Source organism: Alcaligenes sp. Marseille-Q7550, assembly GCF_965112015.1.
This window is the reverse complement of sequence record NZ_CBCOPU010000001.1, coordinates 842,319-857,175: the sequence shown is the minus strand read 5'-3', so window position 1 is coordinate 857,175 and position 14,857 is coordinate 842,319. Positions and strand designations below refer to the sequence as shown.

At 67.4% G+C, this 14,857-nt stretch carries 10 protein-coding genes and 2 pseudogenes; 9 read left to right on the top strand and 3 right to left on the bottom strand.

Going from position 1 to position 14,857, the window contains the following annotated elements:
* Window positions 1-156 precede the first annotated feature (156 nt).
* Window positions 157-645 (top strand): hypothetical protein, encoded by a 489-nt coding sequence (locus ACWPWO_RS04105; protein ID WP_454004611.1) that lies wholly within the window; start codon window positions 157-159, stop codon window positions 643-645.
* A gap of 25 nt (window positions 646-670) precedes the next feature.
* On the opposite strand, the gene ACWPWO_RS04100 is transcribed toward ACWPWO_RS04105, so the two are convergent.
* Both ACWPWO_RS04100 and ACWPWO_RS04095 read right to left on the bottom strand, forming a co-directional pair.
* A complete protein-coding gene (locus tag ACWPWO_RS04100; RefSeq protein ID WP_454004609.1) occupies window positions 671-1,594 on the bottom strand; it encodes a glycosyltransferase family 2 protein in 924 nt (307 codons plus the stop codon).
* A gap of 273 nt (window positions 1,595-1,867) precedes the next feature.
* Window positions 1,868-1,996, bottom strand: a complete 129-nt coding sequence (locus ACWPWO_RS04095; RefSeq protein WP_003803595.1) for a hypothetical protein — start codon at window positions 1,994-1,996, stop codon at window positions 1,868-1,870.
* A 250-nt stretch (window positions 1,997-2,246) separates the two neighbouring features.
* On the opposite strand from ACWPWO_RS04095, the pseudogene uvrA reads away from it, so the two are divergent.
* From uvrA to ACWPWO_RS04080, 3 genes and pseudogenes are all read left to right on the top strand, one after another.
* Window positions 2,247-7,939 (top strand): annotated as a pseudogene (gene uvrA, locus ACWPWO_RS04090) (excinuclease ABC subunit UvrA).
* Window positions 7,912-9,054, top strand: coding sequence for an aminodeoxychorismate synthase component I (locus ACWPWO_RS04085; protein ID WP_454004606.1), 1,143 nt, complete (start codon window positions 7,912-7,914; stop codon window positions 9,052-9,054). Before uvrA ends, ACWPWO_RS04085 begins: the two are co-directional and overlap by 28 nt.
* On the top strand, window positions 9,035-9,685 hold the full coding sequence (locus ACWPWO_RS04080; protein WP_454004604.1) for an aminotransferase class IV: 651 nt from the start codon (window positions 9,035-9,037) through the stop codon (window positions 9,683-9,685). Before ACWPWO_RS04085 ends, ACWPWO_RS04080 begins: the two co-directional genes overlap by 20 nt.
* Here the strand turns inward: ACWPWO_RS04080 and ACWPWO_RS04075 are convergent.
* Entirely contained in the window at window positions 9,662-10,462 is an 801-nt protein-coding gene (locus tag ACWPWO_RS04075; RefSeq protein WP_454004602.1) for a tRNA threonylcarbamoyladenosine dehydratase, read from the bottom strand. The two genes, ACWPWO_RS04080 and ACWPWO_RS04075, sit on opposite strands and share 24 nt — an antisense overlap.
* A gap of 237 nt (window positions 10,463-10,699) precedes the next feature.
* On the opposite strand from ACWPWO_RS04075, the gene ACWPWO_RS04070 reads away from it, so the two are divergent.
* The 5 genes and pseudogenes from ACWPWO_RS04070 (at window position 10,700) to purU (ending at window position 14,592) form a co-directional block, all read left to right on the top strand.
* The gene (locus ACWPWO_RS04070) at window positions 10,700-11,371 is read left to right on the top strand and encodes a gamma-glutamylcyclotransferase (protein WP_454006267.1); all 672 of its coding nucleotides are present in this window, start codon (window positions 10,700-10,702) and stop codon (window positions 11,369-11,371) included.
* A gap of 9 nt (window positions 11,372-11,380) precedes the next feature.
* Complete coding sequence (gene pdxH / locus ACWPWO_RS04065; RefSeq protein WP_394064330.1) at window positions 11,381-12,013, top strand: pyridoxamine 5'-phosphate oxidase; 633 nt, start codon at window positions 11,381-11,383, stop codon at window positions 12,011-12,013.
* Between the two features lie 16 nt (window positions 12,014-12,029).
* The gene (locus ACWPWO_RS04060) at window positions 12,030-12,542 is read left to right on the top strand and encodes a flavin reductase family protein (protein ID WP_454004599.1); all 513 of its coding nucleotides are present in this window, start codon (window positions 12,030-12,032) and stop codon (window positions 12,540-12,542) included.
* 64 nt (window positions 12,543-12,606) lie between these two features.
* Window positions 12,607-13,724, top strand: a pseudogene (locus tag ACWPWO_RS04055) (NAD(P)/FAD-dependent oxidoreductase).
* 19 nt (window positions 13,725-13,743) lie between these two features.
* Window positions 13,744-14,592 (top strand): formyltetrahydrofolate deformylase, encoded by an 849-nt coding sequence (purU, locus tag ACWPWO_RS04050; RefSeq protein WP_394064324.1) that lies wholly within the window; start codon window positions 13,744-13,746, stop codon window positions 14,590-14,592.
* Window positions 14,593-14,857 lie beyond the last annotated feature (265 nt).

Sequence of the window (14,857 nt, the reverse complement as noted above, 5' to 3'; positions counted from 1 at the left end):
TAAAAGGAAAAAACTGGGCGTGTTCGGAAAACAGGGATTGTAGGCGTTCAGCGCGCGAAAAGCGCGCTATTGCCCGGCATGCGGGCTGAAGAACGAACTGCCCGTGAGCATCCGTCGGGTAATATACTCACTTTATGCTGACAAACCAAAGACGCCATGTCCACCCCCGACGCACCTGACCTTGTTTTTACCGCCGACGAGCTGGAAACCCTGGGCCGCACGGCCGACGCCCTGAGCGCCTACCTGGGCCGCGCCGTCCTGGCCGAAGTCGTGGACGCCGAGGAAACCGGCTTCGAATGGGCCATCTTCGCCGTCCCCCTGGACAAGGACGAGGACGAGAGCAAATTCACCGTGGTCCAGATCGGCGGCGAAGGCGCGCGCGTGCTGGGCAACCGCGGCGGCCTGGAGCCGGACGATACGGCGGTGTATGCCTGCCGCTACCTGTGGGCCGTCCAGTTGACGGACGCCGACCCCATACGTTTCATCAAGGTGGACGAGGAAGGGGACGAGGTGGCCTGGACCGAAACGCTGGAAGAACTCCTGCCCTTCGCCCTGAGCGACGACGCCTTCGTCCCTGAAGAGGACGATGATGACGACGAGGACGACGACGACTTCCCGGATCCCCAGAGGCGCACCCTGCACTAAGGCGGCGCCTTTCCAGGGCGCGCTGTCAGGCGCGCATGCGGTCGCGCAGGTACAGGGCGACGCCCAACGGCCACATCAACCCCACCAGCAGACGCGAGGCCAGGCCCTTCAGTTTGTATTGCGGCGGCGGGGTGCGCCCGCTGGCCCGCAGGTGCAGGCCGAAGCGCGTGTAGCGCGCAGCCGCCATCAGGAAAGCCTTGGGGCTGTATCGGAACCAGGGCAGGCACTCCACCACCGTGTCCTGCGCCAGCAGCCACAGCCCCAGCGCGTGCTGCTGGCTGGTCCTGCCCTGAACCGACAGGGAATCCGGGCTGTCGTGGTAGACGCGGAACACCATGTTCACGAAACGGTTCTTGTAGCCGGCCCGTGCGATCGCACGCCAGACCATGCTGTCGGGCACGAAGCCCTCGATCTGCTCGGGAAACGGGAACTGCCGCAGCACGGCCGTGCTCAGGCAGCCGAATTTCTCGCCGCGGATGTCGTAGCGGAAGGTCAGGTCCAGAGAGGTCGCATCGAACACGTCGCTGGGATACATATCGCCCACGACCTTGCCGTCGGGCCGCACGCACAAGCCGGTCACGCCCGCATAGCGCCCGCGCTCCTGCTCGGGGATGTCGCGCCAGACCTGCGCCATGTCGTACAGGGCGTTGGTGTCCAGCGCGTCGTCGCTGTCCAGGGCGACGATGAGCTCGCCGTGCGCCAGGGCCACGCCATGGTTGAAGGCCGCCTTCTTGTGGCGGTTCTCCTGCCAGGCATAGTGGATGGGAAAGCGCGCCTCCTGCTGCCAGCCCAACACCAGCTCGCGGGTGCCGTCCGTCGAGCCGTCGTCGATCACCACCCACTCGAAATCCTGATACGTTTGTTCACACAGTGAGCGGTAGGCCCGCTCCAGGGTGTGGGCCCGATTGTAGGTGGGCGTCAGAACCGTGAACAAATGGCGCCATTCCATGATTGTTTTTCTTCTTTCCCAAGATTGAACGGCCGACGCAGCGAGCGTATGCAGGCCTCGGCCAACGTGCACGCATACCATAGCATGCGCGCCCCCTGACGCCATCGCCCGGCCAGCGGCGGCTCGCCAGGGATTTGGTATCCATTCTTAACCGGCCCTTTGGCGAGCGCAAAAAAAACCACAGGCATGCCTGTGGTTCTTTTCCTGTTCAGGAACAGTTCGCTTCCCCTGGGGCCGCGGATGCGATCCGGGCCGGGACGCGGCCAGGCGCACTTACACGCGCTTGACTTTTTCCAGCATCTTGAACACGCCTTTGGGGGCGCGAACAAACAGACGCTTGAAGGCCTTGCCAAGGCAACGACGCTCCAGCGTGTTGCGGCGAGTGCGTTTGATTTCCGCCATGGTGATCTCCGATCTCAAATAAAAGCCCTGCCGGATGATCCCGACAAAAGCGCAAAAGCTAACCGGAAATTCTACCGTAATCCGCGTTAAGATACAAAGGTTAGCGTGAGCCCTCCATGGTGGATCGACGCTCGGAGCCCACAGGCTGCGCCCAGCCTGCGCGCGGTCCGTACTCGCGACCCGCCCCTCTCGGGGGCCCGGCTCTTCCCTGCGCGTCCTTCTCCGCCCTCTCCAAGAAGCCTACCTTGCCATGAGTTCAGAAATACGCATTTTTGGCGCCCGCCAGAACACCCTGAAAAACCTGGATGTCAGCATCAAGACCGGCGAGCTGCTGGTCATCACCGGCGTGTCCGGCTCGGGCAAGAGCTCGCTGGCCTTCGACACCCTGTATGCGGAAGGGCAGCGGCGCTATGTGGAAACCTTCTCGCCCTATGCGCGCCAGTTCCTGGACCGCATGGACAAGCCCCAGGTCGACCGCATCGAGGGCATCCTGCCCGCCATCGCCATCGACCAGGTGAACCCGGTGCGCAACTCGCGCAGCACGGTGGGCACCATGACGGAGCTGAACGATTACATCAAGCTGCTGTACGCCCGGCTGGGCGAGCTGTTCTGCCGCCAATGCTCGCGCCCGGTGCGGCGCGACGATGCCGACAGCATCGCGCGGCAGATCCGCGCGCTGGCCCGCGACCACGACGACCCGCGCCTGGTGCTGACCTTCCCGGTCAAGGTGCCGGTCAATTTCACCAGCGAGGAAATCGAGAAGCTGCTGCACCAGCAGGGCTACACCCGCCTGCACCACGAGGAAACCGCGCCGGCCGACACGCCGGCCAAGGGCAAGGCGTCCAAGGGGCGGCCCGCGGAACAGAAGACGCTGTACGTGATCCAGGACCGCTTTCGCGCCGGCACGGTGGAGCCCGAGCGCTTCATGGAAGCCATCGAGGCCGCCCTGCGCCACGGCCAGGGCAGACTGACGGTCTACGCCTCGGCCGGCAGCGAAGGCCCGGAAACCGCCTGGCGCTTCAGCCAGGGCCTGCACTGCGCGCATTGCGACATCGACTACAGCGCGCCGGTGGCCAGCACCTTCTCCTTCAATTCGCCCTTGGGCGCCTGCGACAGCTGCCGGGGCTTTGGCCGCGTCATGGGCATAGACTACGGGCTGGTGGTGCCCGACCAGACCAAAAGCCTGCTGGAGGGCGCCGTGCGTCCCTGGCAGACGGCCAGCTACAAGGAATGCCAGCAGGACATGGAGCGCTACGCGCCGGCGGCGGGCGTGCGCCTGGGCGTGCCCTGGAAAGACCTGAGCGACGCGGAAAAGGATTGGGTGATCCACGGGACGCCGGACTGGAAAGGCGGCAACCACGCCTGGAAGACCCAGTGGTACGGCGCCCAGCGCTTCTTCGACTGGCTGGAGTCGCGCGCCTACAAGATGCACGTGCGCGTGCTGCTGTCCAAGTACCGCAGCTACAACACCTGCCCGGCCTGCGCCGGCTCGCGCCTGAAGCCCGACGCCAGCCTGTGGCGCGTGGGCGGGGATGCAGCGCCCGCCGAGTCTGTCTACAAGCGCTTCATGCCGGTGCATGCGCTGTGGTCGCGCGAGCAACTGGACGCCCTGCCCGGCCTGAGCGTGCCCGACCTGATGCGCCTGCCCATCGAGCATGTGCGCAACTTCTTCCGCGGCCTGCATTTCGGCGATGCGCGCGACGCCGCCATCGACCTGCTCCTGAAAGAAACCCTGGCGCGCCTGGACTACCTGTGCGATGTGGGCCTGGCCTACCTTTCGCTGGACCGCCAGAGCCGCACGCTGTCGGGCGGCGAGGTGCAGCGCATCAACCTGACCACGGCGCTGGGCACCTCGCTGGTCAACACCCTGTTCGTGCTGGACGAACCCTCCATCGGCCTGCACCCGCGCGACATGCATCGCATCATCCAGGTCATGCACCGGCTGCGCGGCAACGGCAATACCCTGGTGGTGGTGGAGCACGATCCGCAAGTCATGGTGGCGGCCGACCGCATCCTGGACATGGGGCCAGGGCCCGGAGAGCGCGGCGGACAGATCCTGTTCGACGGTTCCCCGCAGGCGCTGCGCCGCGCCGACACCCTGACGGGCCGCTACCTGAGCGGCGAACTGAGCATCGAAGCGCCCCGCCCCCTGCCCGTGGCCGACAGTACGCCGCGCCTGCTGCTGGAAGACGTCAGCGCGCACAACCTGCGCCACATCTCCGTCTCCATCCCCTTGGGCCGCCTGGTCTGCGTGACCGGGGTGTCGGGCTCGGGCAAGTCCACCCTGATCCAGGACGTGCTCTACCCCGCCATGCTCAAGCAGCAGGGCAAGCCCACCGAGGCGCCCGGCGCCTACGGCGCGCTGCTGGGCGTGGAGCAGGTCGCCGAGGTCGTCATGGTGGACCAGACGCCCATCGGCAAGACCGCGCGCTCCAACCCGGCCAGCTATGTGGGCGCATTCGACCCCATCCGCAAGCTCTTCGCCCAGGCGGCGCTGTCCAAGGAGCGCGGCTACACGCCCGGCACCTTCAGCTTCAACAGCGGCGACGGCCGCTGCCCGACCTGCGGCGGCACCGGCTTCGAGCACATCGAGATGCAGTTTCTCTCGGACGTCTACCTGCGCTGCCCGGACTGCGACGGCAAGCGCTTCCGCCCGGAAGTGCTGGAAGTGCGCATCGAGCATTTCGGCCGCAGCGCCTCCATCGACGAAGTGCTGGACATGACCGTGCACGAAGCGCTGGAATTCTTCGAAGGCCTGCGCGACGTGCAGACGGCCTGGCGCCGCTGGCCGACGTGGGCCTGGATTACCTGAAGCTGGGCCAGCCCGTGCCCACGCTGTCCGGCGGCGAGGCCCAGCGCCTGAAGCTGGCCGGCTACCTGGCGGAAGCCTCGCGCAGCCGTCTGAGCCGGGTGCAAGTGGCCAAGAAGGGCAATCTGTTCCTGTTCGACGAGCCCACCACCGGCTTGCACTTCGATGACATCGCGCGCCTGATGCGCGCCTTCCGCAAGCTGCTGGCCGCCGGCCACAGCCTGCTCATCATCGAGCACAACCTCGACCTGATCCGCGCCGCCGACTGGGTCATAGACCTGGGCCCCGAAGGCGGCGAGCACGGCGGCCTGGTGCTGGGCGCGGGCACGCCCGCCGACATCATGGCCCTGCCGCAATCGCATACCGCCCGCGCCCTGAAGGAGTACGAAGACGCCATCATCGGCCAGGCCGCACCGGCGCTGGCCGAGCCCGCCGTCGCCTACGCCGCCGCGCCCGCCAAGGCGGACGACGGCCGCATCGCCATCCTGAACGCGCGCGAACACAACCTGAAGGGCATCTCCGTCCACATCCCGCGCAACACCTTCACCGTGGTCACGGGCGTATCGGGCTCGGGCAAATCCACGCTGGCCTTCGACATCCTGTTCAATGAAGGCCAGCGCCGCTACCTGGAATCCCTGAACGCCTACGCGCGCGCCATCGTGCAGCCGGCCGGCCAGCCCGACGTGGACGCCATCTACGGCATCCCGCCCACCGTGGCCATCGAGCAGCGCACCAGCCGGGGCGGCCGCAAGTCCACCGTGGCCACCATGACGGAGATCCACCACTTCCTGCGCCTGCTGTACGTGAAGCTGGCCACGCAGTACTGCCCCACCTGCCATGTGCCGGTGGCGCCGCAGACACCCGAGCAGATCGCCGCGCAACTGCTGCGCGACCACAAGGGCGAACACATAGGCCTGCTGGCCCCGCTGGTGACGGCACGCAAGGGCTATTACACCGACCTGGCCAAGTGGGCCCGGGGCAAGGGCTACACCCACCTGCGCGTGGACGGCGAGTTCATCCCCGTCTCTCCCTGGCCGCGCCTGGACCGCTACAGCGAACACACGCTGGAGCTGCCGGTAGCCGACCTGATCGTGGACCCGCGCCACGAGCTGCAACTGCGCCAGGCCATACGCGAGGCGCTGGAACTGGGCCACGGCACGCTGACCGTGCTCCCGCCGCTGACGCCGTCCGGCGCCCTGCCGCTGTAGGAACGCGGCCGCGCCCCGCCTTCGGCCGACGCCGGGCAGCAGCATTTCTCGGTGAAGCGCGCCTGCCCCTGCTGCGGCACCAGCTTTCCCGAGCCTGATCCGCGCATGTTCTCCTACAACTCCAAGCATGGCTGGTGCACGGACTGCTTCGGCACCGGCGTCAAGCTGACCGGCTTCGACCAGGAGCAGACCGGAGAAGAAAGCGCCTGGAACGCGGGCTACGAAGGCGAAGCCGTAGAATGCCCGAGCTGCCGCGGACAGCGCCTGAACCCCGTATCGCTGGCCTTCGAATGGCGTGATCGCTCCATTGCGCAACTGGCCTCCCTGCCGGTGGAGGAAGCGCAGACCTTCTTCACGGGGCTGGACATGGACGGACGCGAGGCCGACATCGCCCGCGACATCCTGAACGAGATCCGCAGCCGCCTGGACTTCATGCACGAAGTGGGCCTGGGCTACCTGGCCCTGGACCGCGCCGCCCCCACGCTCTCGGGCGGCGAGGCGCAGCGCATCCGCCTGGCCGCACAGCTCGGCTCCAACCTGCAGGGCGTGTGCTACGTGCTGGACGAACCCACCATAGGCCTGCATCCGCGCGACAACCAGATCCTGCTCAAGGCCATGGCCCGCCTGGAAGGCAATGGCAACACCCTGGTGGTGGTGGAACACGACGAAGACACCATACGCCGCGCCCAGCACATCATCGACATGGGCCCGGGCGCCGGCAAGCGCGGCGGCGAAGTCATCGCCCAGGGCACGCTGGAGGAAATCGAGGCCAATCCGGCTTCGCTGACCGGCCGCTACCTGCGGGAACCCTTGCAGCACCCCATGCAGGCGCGCCGCCCGGTGGAGTCGGACACGCCGCTGCTGATCGTGCACGGCGCCCGCATGCACAATCTGCAGAACGTGCAGGCCGGCATTCCGCTGGGCAAGCTCAGCGTGGTCACGGGCGTGTCGGGATCCGGCAAATCCACTTTCGCCCGCGACGTGCTGCTGGACAACCTGGCGCGCGCGGTGGGCAGCAAGCTGCCGCCGTCCTGGCAGGGTTGTTCGCGCATCAGCGGCTGGGAGTCCCTGGACCGCGTCCTGGAAGTCGACCAGACCCCCATCGGCAAGACGCCGCGTTCCTGCCCGGCCACCTACATCGGCTTCTGGGACGAGGTGCGCAAGCTGTTCGCCGGCACGAACGACGCGCGTCTGCGCGGCTGGACCGCGTCGCGCTTCTCGTTCAACACCGGCGAGGGCCGCTGCCCGCTGTGCGAAGGCCAGGGCATGCGCACGCTGGAGATGAGCTTCCTGCCCGACGTCAAAGTGCCCTGCGACGCCTGCCACGGCCAGCGCTTCAATCCCGAGACCCTGTCCGTGACCTGGCGCGGCGTGTCCGCCGGCCAGCTGCTGCAGATGGACGTGGACGAGGCCGTGGAATACTTCGCCGCCCACCCCAAGATCCTGCGGCCCTTGCAGCTGATGCAAAGCGTGGGCCTGGGCTATCTGACCCTGGGCCAGCCTTCGCCCACCCTGTCGGGCGGCGAAGCCCAGCGCATCAAGCTGGTCAGCGAACTGGTCAAGGCGCGGCTGGATGAAGGCCTGACCCGCACGGGCCGGGCCTACAAGGCGCCCCATACGCTGTACGTGCTGGACGAGCCCACCGTGGGCCTGTCCATGGCGGACGTGGAAAAACTGATCCTGGTGCTGCACAGGCTGGTCGACGCCGGGCACACCGTGGTCGTGATCGAACACAATCTGGACCTGATCGCCGAAGCCGACTGGATCGTGGACCTGGGCCCCGAAGGCGGCTCGGGCGGCGGCCGGCTGGTCGTGCAAGGCACGCCCGAACAGGTCCAGGCCACGCCGGCCTCGCATACCGGGGCGGCGCTGGCGGCATTTTTAGAGGAACACGGCGCATGTATGGCCGATTCGAAGACCGACTGACGAACACGGCGCTGGAAATGCGGGAGTGCCTGGGCAAGATCGAAGCCCGCACGCCCCAGGAGCTGGAGCAGGCTTTCGACGCCATCGAGCAGGCCCGGCTGGCGGGCCGCTGGGTGGCGCTGGCCCTGGACTACGAGCTGGCCGAACTGTTCGAGCCGCGCCTGGCGCCGCGTCCGGCGCGCGCCCAGGCGCCGCTGACCGCCCTGGTCTTCGAACAGGCCCGGCACGTCCCCCTGTGGAACAGCCAGGCCGCGCCCGCGCTGCAGGCCAGCCTGGACGTCGCGCCGCAGGACTACCGCGCCGCGCTGGAACAGATCCAGGCCGGACTGCGGGCCGGCGAGTTCTACCAGATCAATTACACCGTGCCCGTGCGCATCCATGCGGACATGCCGCCGCGCGACCTGTACGCCGCCCTGGCCGCACGCCACCCGGTGGCCTACGGCGCCTACCTGGACCTGGGCGGCCGCCACGTCCTGTCCCTGTCGCCCGAGCTGTTCCTGGAAAAGCGCGGCGCGCGCATCCGCACGCGCCCCATGAAGGGCACGCGGCCGCGCGACCCCGCCCCCTTGCGCGACCGGGCCAATGCGCAGGAACTGCGTGACAGCCTTAAAGACAGGGCGGAAAATGTCATGATCGTGGACTTGCTGCGCAACGACCTGGGCCGGGTGGCCCACACCGGCACGGTGCGCGTCACCAGCCTGTTCGACGTGGAGCAGTATGCCTCGGTCTGGACCATGACCTCCACCGTCGAGGCCGAACTGGATGCGGACTGCGGGCTGGAAGCGCTGCTGCGCGCCCTCTTCCCCTGCGGGTCCATCACCGGCGCGCCCAAGCTGGCCGCCATGCAGTGCATACGCCGGCTCGAACCCTGGCGCCGCGGCATCTATTGCGGCTCGGTCGGGTTCCTGAGCCCGCAGGGCGACCTGTCCCTGAATGTCAGCATCCGCACCCTGGAGCTGGACGACCACGGCCAGGGCGTGTTCGGCGCCGGCGGCGGCATCGTGCTGGACTCGGATCCCGAACAGGAATGGCAGGAGTGCCTGTGGAAGGCGCGCGTGCTGCAGACCCCCGTAACCCTGACGCAAAGGCCCCGCCATGACGCACGGCAAACCTGAACTGATCGAAACGCTGCGGGTGGATGCGGACGGCCAGATTCCGCTGCTGGAGCTGCACCTGGAGCGCGTGGCGCGCAGTTGCGCCGCCCTGGATTACGCCTGGGACACGCAGATCTGGCTGCAGGCCGTGCATCTGGCCCTGGCCCGGGCGCCCAGCCGGACCGCGCTGCGACTGCGCGTGCTGTGGCAGGCGCATGGCGCGGCCACCGCCCAGGCGGAACCGCTGCCCGCCCTGCCCGGACCGCTGCGGCTGCGCCTGTCGCCTACGCCGCTGCCGGTCCTGGATCCGCTGCTGGCCCACAAGACCACGCATCGCCCCTGGTACCAGCAGGCGGGCCGCCTGCTGGCGGAAGACCCCGATCTGTTCGACATCATCTTCGTGGACGGCCAGAACCGCGTCTGCGAAGGCAGCCGCAGCAACATCTACATCCAGGACGAGCACGGAGCCTGGTGGACGCCGGCCGCCAGCGGCTGGCTGCTGCCCGGCGTGCAGCGCCAGGCCCTGCTGAACAGCGGGCTGGTACGCGAAGCCGACATCACGCTGGACATGCTGCTGCAGGCCCGGGCGCTGCGCATCTCGAACGCCCTGCGCGGCTGGCAGGACGCCTTACTGATTCAGGATGCGGCGTAAGGCAACATCGGCCGCCAGCAGGCCCATGCTGGCCGTGACCGTCACGCCCGATCCATAGCCGGCGCAGGCCAGGCCCTGCAGGGCTCCGTCCTCCCGGGCCGTCCAGGCCTCGGGCAGGCGGGTTTCCTGCTCGAACCACAGGCAATCCACGCCCATGCGCGGCACGCGCTTCAAGGCGCGGCCCTGCGCATCGCTGCCGCGCGCAAAGCCATCCTGCTTCCGCAGGATCTGCCGCAACCGCCCCAGCAGCGCATCGTGCCGGGCCTGCGACAGGTCGCCGGCGCGCAGGGAAAGAGGATCGGTCTTGCCGCCGGCGCCGCCGCAGGTCAGCAAGGCGACGCCGCGCCGGCGGGCCTCCAGGATCAGGGCGATCTTGGCGCTGGCCTGATCGGTGCAGTCGAGGAACACGTCGGGCTGCTGCCCGAGCAGGCCGGCCACATTGTCTTCCGAGACGAAATCGTCCACCACCTGCACCCGGCAGGCCGGATTGATGTCGTAGATGCGGCGGGCCATGGCCTGCGCCTTGCCCTGCCCCAGCGTGCTGTCCAGCGCCGGCAACTGGCGATTGATGTTGGACTCGGCGATATGGTCCAGGTCGATCAGGGTGATGGCGCCCACGGCCGAACGAGCCAGCGCCTCCACCGCCCAGGTGCCCACGCCGCCTATGCCCGCCACCATCACGTGCGCCCCGGCCAGGCGCGCGCGGGCGCCCGCGCCGTACAAACGGTCTATGCCCCCGAAGCGGCGCTCGGCATCCATGTCCTGCAGCTCTGTCATACGTCCTTCCACGACCGGCCAGCCCGGCCAAACCCATCAATTTTACGAAAATTTCCCGCCTCCGAAGCCTTATGCTCCAACGGCTTGACGGCGGCCTGCCAAATAGCAACACTCGTATAAGCAAATTATTATTTTTCCTTAGTTATCAGGCAGAAAGCCCGCTACAGTAGGTTCTGCTTGATCTACAATCGCTACAGGTATCAACTATCAGTGACTCAGGCCACAAGCCCCCTTGCCGTGAACATGGATTCCTCCTTCGCCCAGCCCTCCGAAGCGCCCAAGCCCTGCAGCTTCCGCGTGTTGACCGATGATGAACGCAACGCTTCCTTGCGCCAGTCCCTGGACCAGGTCCAGTGGTGCGGAGAACAAGACCTCTGGGTCTACGGCTACGGCTCCCTGATCTGGCGTCCCGATTTCGAATTCGTCGAACAGCGCCAGGCGCTGCTGCGCGGCTACCACCGCGCCCTGTGCCTGTGGTCGCGCATCAACCGCGGCACCCCTGAACAGCCCGGCCTGGTCTTCGGCCTGGACGTGGGCGGCTCGTGCCGCGGCATGGCCTTCCGCATCGCCGGGCGCGACGTGCCCAAGGTCTTCGACGCGCTGTGGCAGCGCGAGATGCCCAGCGGAGCCTACATTCCCCGCTGGCTGCGCTGCCGCACCACCCAGGGCGACATCCGCGCCCTGGTGTTCACCATGAACCGCAAGACCGATGCCTACGTGCCGCGCATGCCCGACGAGCAGCTCATGCAGGTCGTCCATTCGGCCCAGGGCATCAACGGCCCCTGCATCGAATACGTGATGGAAACCGCGTCCGCGCTCCGACGCTCTAAAATCTTGGATAAACGCCTGCAATCGGTGGTTCAATTGCTGCAAAGCTATACTGGGCAGGCAATCCCTCATCAAGCATAAGAGCGCATCATGTCCCTAGCCGATATTCGGAACGAGTACGAACGTTTTTCCCTGAGCGAGCAGGAGGTCGCCGCCGATCCGCGCGTGCAGTTCCAGCGCTGGCTGGACCAGGCGCTGGAGCTGAAGGAAACCGAACCCACGGCCATGACGCTGGCCACCGTGGACGCTCAGGGCCGCCCTTCGGCGCGCATCGTGCTGCTCAAGGGCTACGACGAGCAGGGACTGGTGTTCTTCACCAACTACCGCTCCCGCAAGGGCGCCGACCTGGACGAGAACCCCTGGGCCAGCCTGTCCTTCTTCTGGCCGTCCATGCAGCGCCAGGTGCGCTTCGAAGGCCGCGTCAGCCGCATCAGCCACGCCGAGTCCGATGAATACTTCCACAGCCGTCCGCTGGGTTCGCGCATCGGCGCCTGGGCTTCGCCGCAGAGCCAGCCCATCACCCGGGCCGAGCTGGACGCGCGCACCGAACACTATGCGCGCAGCCTGGGCGAGCACCCCGCCCGCCCTGAACATTGGGGCGGCCTGCGGCTGACTCCGGATCACGTCGAGTTCTGGCAGGGGCGCGCCTCGCGCCTGCACGACCGCCTGGTGTTCGATCGCAACGACCAGGGGCAATGGGAGCTGAGCCGGCTGGCTCCCTAGGGTGACTCGCCGCTCGATGACCGCATTTCCCTCCGCCTTCGATACCGACTTCTTCCGTTCCGCGCTGGGCCGCTTCGCCACCGGCGTCACGGTGGTGGTCGGCCCCGACAAGGACCATCCGGGCCGGGCCGTCGGCCTGACCGTCAGCTCCTTCAACTCCGTTTCGCTGGATCCGCCGCTGGTGCTCTGGTCCCTGGCCCGTCATTCGCGCTCCCTGCCCCATTTCCTGCACGGCGCCGGCTACGTCATCCACGTGCTGGGCGCCAGCCAACTGGCGGTGGCCAAGCGCTTCGCCTGGGGCGAGCAGGCCGATCGCTTTCGCGACCACCCCCTGACCGCCTCGCCCCACGGCCTGCCCATGCTGGATGACGAACGCTGCAGCGCCTGGTTCGAATGCAAGCCCTATGCCTGCCACGAAGCCGGAGACCATCTGATCTTCATCGGCGAGGTCACGCATTGCGAACGCAGCGCCCACCAGCCCCTGATCTATCACGCCGGCGACTTCGACCTGACGCCGTCCCAAGGCTGACCTCGGGATAAAGCCGGGAGTACACTAGTTCCTTTTTCCTGATTCTGCAGGCAGGGGCTTGATCATGAGCAATGATGTGGATTGCGTGGTGCTGGGCGCGGGCGTCGTCGGCTTGAGCCTGGCGAGGGAACTGGCCGGACAGGGCATGGACGTGCTGGTGGTCGAACAGACGCCGGGCATAGGCAACGGCGTCAGTTCGCGTAACTCGGAAGTCATCCATGGCGGCATCTACTACGCCCCAGGCAGCCTGAAGGCCAGACTCTGCGTCCAGGGCAAGGAGCAGTTGTACGACTACTGTCGCGAGCGACACGTGGAGCACAAGCGCTGCGGCAAGCTGATCGTGGCCGTCTCCGCGGCGCAGGAAGCAGCCTTGCGGGAACTGCAGGCCAATGCGCAGGCCTGCGGCGTGCACGATCTGCAGTGGCTCTCCGCCGAACAGGCCCAGGCGCTGGAGCCGGCCCTGCGCTGCAGCGCCGCCCTGCATCCGCCACCGACGCCGCCCACGACCTGCAGCTGGCGCCGCAGGGCGACGCCGCGAACCTGCGCCCGCAGATGGTCTTCAACACGCCCTTCACCGGCGCCCGCGTACTGCCGGGGCAGGGATTCGAAATCCAGGTGGGCGGCGCGGAAGCCTTCTCGCTGACCGCCACCCGTCTGGTCAATGCGGCCGGCCTGGGAGCCGTGGCGGCGGCCCGCCAGATCCAGGGCCTGGACCCGGCCCACGTCCCCCAGGCCTATCTGTGCAAGGGCAGCTATTTCTCGCTGTCCGGGCGCTCGCCCTTCAAGCGCCTGATCTACCCCATGCACAATGAGGCCGGCCTGGGCGTGCACCTGACGCTGGACCTGGCCGGGCAGGCGCGCTTCGGTCCCGACACGGAATGGGTCGAGCACGAGAACTACGACATGGACCCGCAGCGCGGGCAGTCTTTCTACGCCGCCGTGCGTCAGTACTGGCCTGACCTGCAGGACGGCAGCCTGAGCCCGGCCTACAGCGGCATACGCCCCAAGTTCGTGCCCGCCGGCGCGCCGGCGGCCGACTTCCTGTTCTCGGGCCCCGGGCAGCACGGCGTGCCCGGGCTGCTGAACCTGTTCGGCATCGAATCGCCCGGCCTGACGGCCTGTCTGGCGATTGCGCAACACAGCCGGGAAATCCTGGCTTCATCAGATCAAAAAACCCTCTGAAGTCTTTACAATACCGTCGATGAACGATTACATCTTGACCCTTTCCTGCCCGGACCGCACCGGCATCGTGCACAATGTGTCCGGCTGGCTGCTTGAACAGAACGGCAACATCATTGAAGCCCAGCAGTTCGGCGACGCCGAGACCGAGCGATTTTTCCTGCGCATCCAGTTTTCCCTGCCCGAGAAAGTGGCCGTGGCCGACCTGCAGGCGCGCTTTGCGCCCATCGCCGACCGATTCGGCATGGACGCCAACATCTACGACGCGCAGCGCAAGGCCCGCCTGCTGATCCTGGTCAGCCGCCAGGGCCACTGCCTGAACGACCTGCTGTTCCGCGCCCACAGCGGCCAGCTGCCCGTGGAGATCGCCGCGGTGGCCTCCAACCACACGGACCACGCCGGCCTGGCCTCCTCCTACGGCATTCCCTTCCACCACCTGCCCGTCACGCCTGAAACGCGTCCGCAGCAGGAACAGCAGATCCTGCAGCTCGCCGGCGACCTGAAGGTGGACCTGGTCGTGCTGGCGCGCTACATGCAGATCCTGTCCACGGACCTGTGCCGCGCCCTGTCGGGCCGCGCCATCAACATCCACCACAGCTTCCTGCCCAGCTTCAAGGGCGCGCGCCCCTACCATCAGGCGCATGCCCGCGGGGTGAAGATCATCGGCGCCACCGCCCACTACGTCACCGAGGACCTGGACGAAGGCCCCATCATCGAGCAGGACGTGGAACGCGTGAATCATGCCGTCAGCCCCGCCGAACTGACCCAGGTGGGCAGCGACGTCGAGTCCCTGGTCCTGGCCCGCGCCGTGCGCGCCCACGTCGAGCACCGCATCCTGCTCAACGGCCAGCGCACCGTGGTGTTCCGTTAATCATCCGGGCCCGCCGCCCTGTACCGAAGCCCGGCCGCTGGCCGGGCTTTTTTATCGCTGGATTTTCCCATGCCCTGAGCGCCTCGCCGACGCAGGCCGTCCGGGGGCTGGCGTTGGAAGGGTTTACGGTTTTGAGCTTGGTCAGTGTGTGTCAGGGCCAGCAGGCGGGTCAGGGCGGTCGCCGCAGACGAGGTGCAGGGGCGGGAGGCAAGGGGCGTGCTGTTCGAGCGGAACGCTTGCAGCTCGTCTGGGGGACGAGCTGCTC

What these genes read in the sequence shown, in the direction of transcription:
- ACWPWO_RS04105 (WP_454004611.1), top strand. Translation starts at nt 157, where the DNA reads ATGTCCACCCCCGACGCACCTGACCTTGTTTTTACCGCCGACGAGCTG.
- ACWPWO_RS04080 (WP_454004604.1), top strand. Translation starts at nt 9,035, where the DNA reads ATGACGCACGGCAAACCTGAACTGATCGAAACGCTGCGGGTGGATGCG.
- ACWPWO_RS04085 (WP_454004606.1), top strand. Translation starts at nt 7,912, where the DNA reads ATGTATGGCCGATTCGAAGACCGACTGACGAACACGGCGCTGGAAATG.
- pdxH (WP_394064330.1), top strand. Translation starts at nt 11,381, where the DNA reads ATGTCCCTAGCCGATATTCGGAACGAGTACGAACGTTTTTCCCTGAGC.
- purU (WP_394064324.1), top strand. Translation starts at nt 13,744, where the DNA reads ATGAACGATTACATCTTGACCCTTTCCTGCCCGGACCGCACCGGCATC.
- ACWPWO_RS04095 (WP_003803595.1), bottom strand. Translation starts at nt 1,996, where the DNA reads ATGGCGGAAATCAAACGCACTCGCCGCAACACGCTGGAGCGTCGTTGC.
- ACWPWO_RS04075 (WP_454004602.1), bottom strand. Translation starts at nt 10,462, where the DNA reads ATGACAGAGCTGCAGGACATGGATGCCGAGCGCCGCTTCGGGGGCATA.
- ACWPWO_RS04100 (WP_454004609.1), bottom strand. Translation starts at nt 1,594, where the DNA reads ATGGAATGGCGCCATTTGTTCACGGTTCTGACGCCCACCTACAATCGG.
- ACWPWO_RS04060 (WP_454004599.1), top strand. Translation starts at nt 12,030, where the DNA reads ATGACCGCATTTCCCTCCGCCTTCGATACCGACTTCTTCCGTTCCGCG.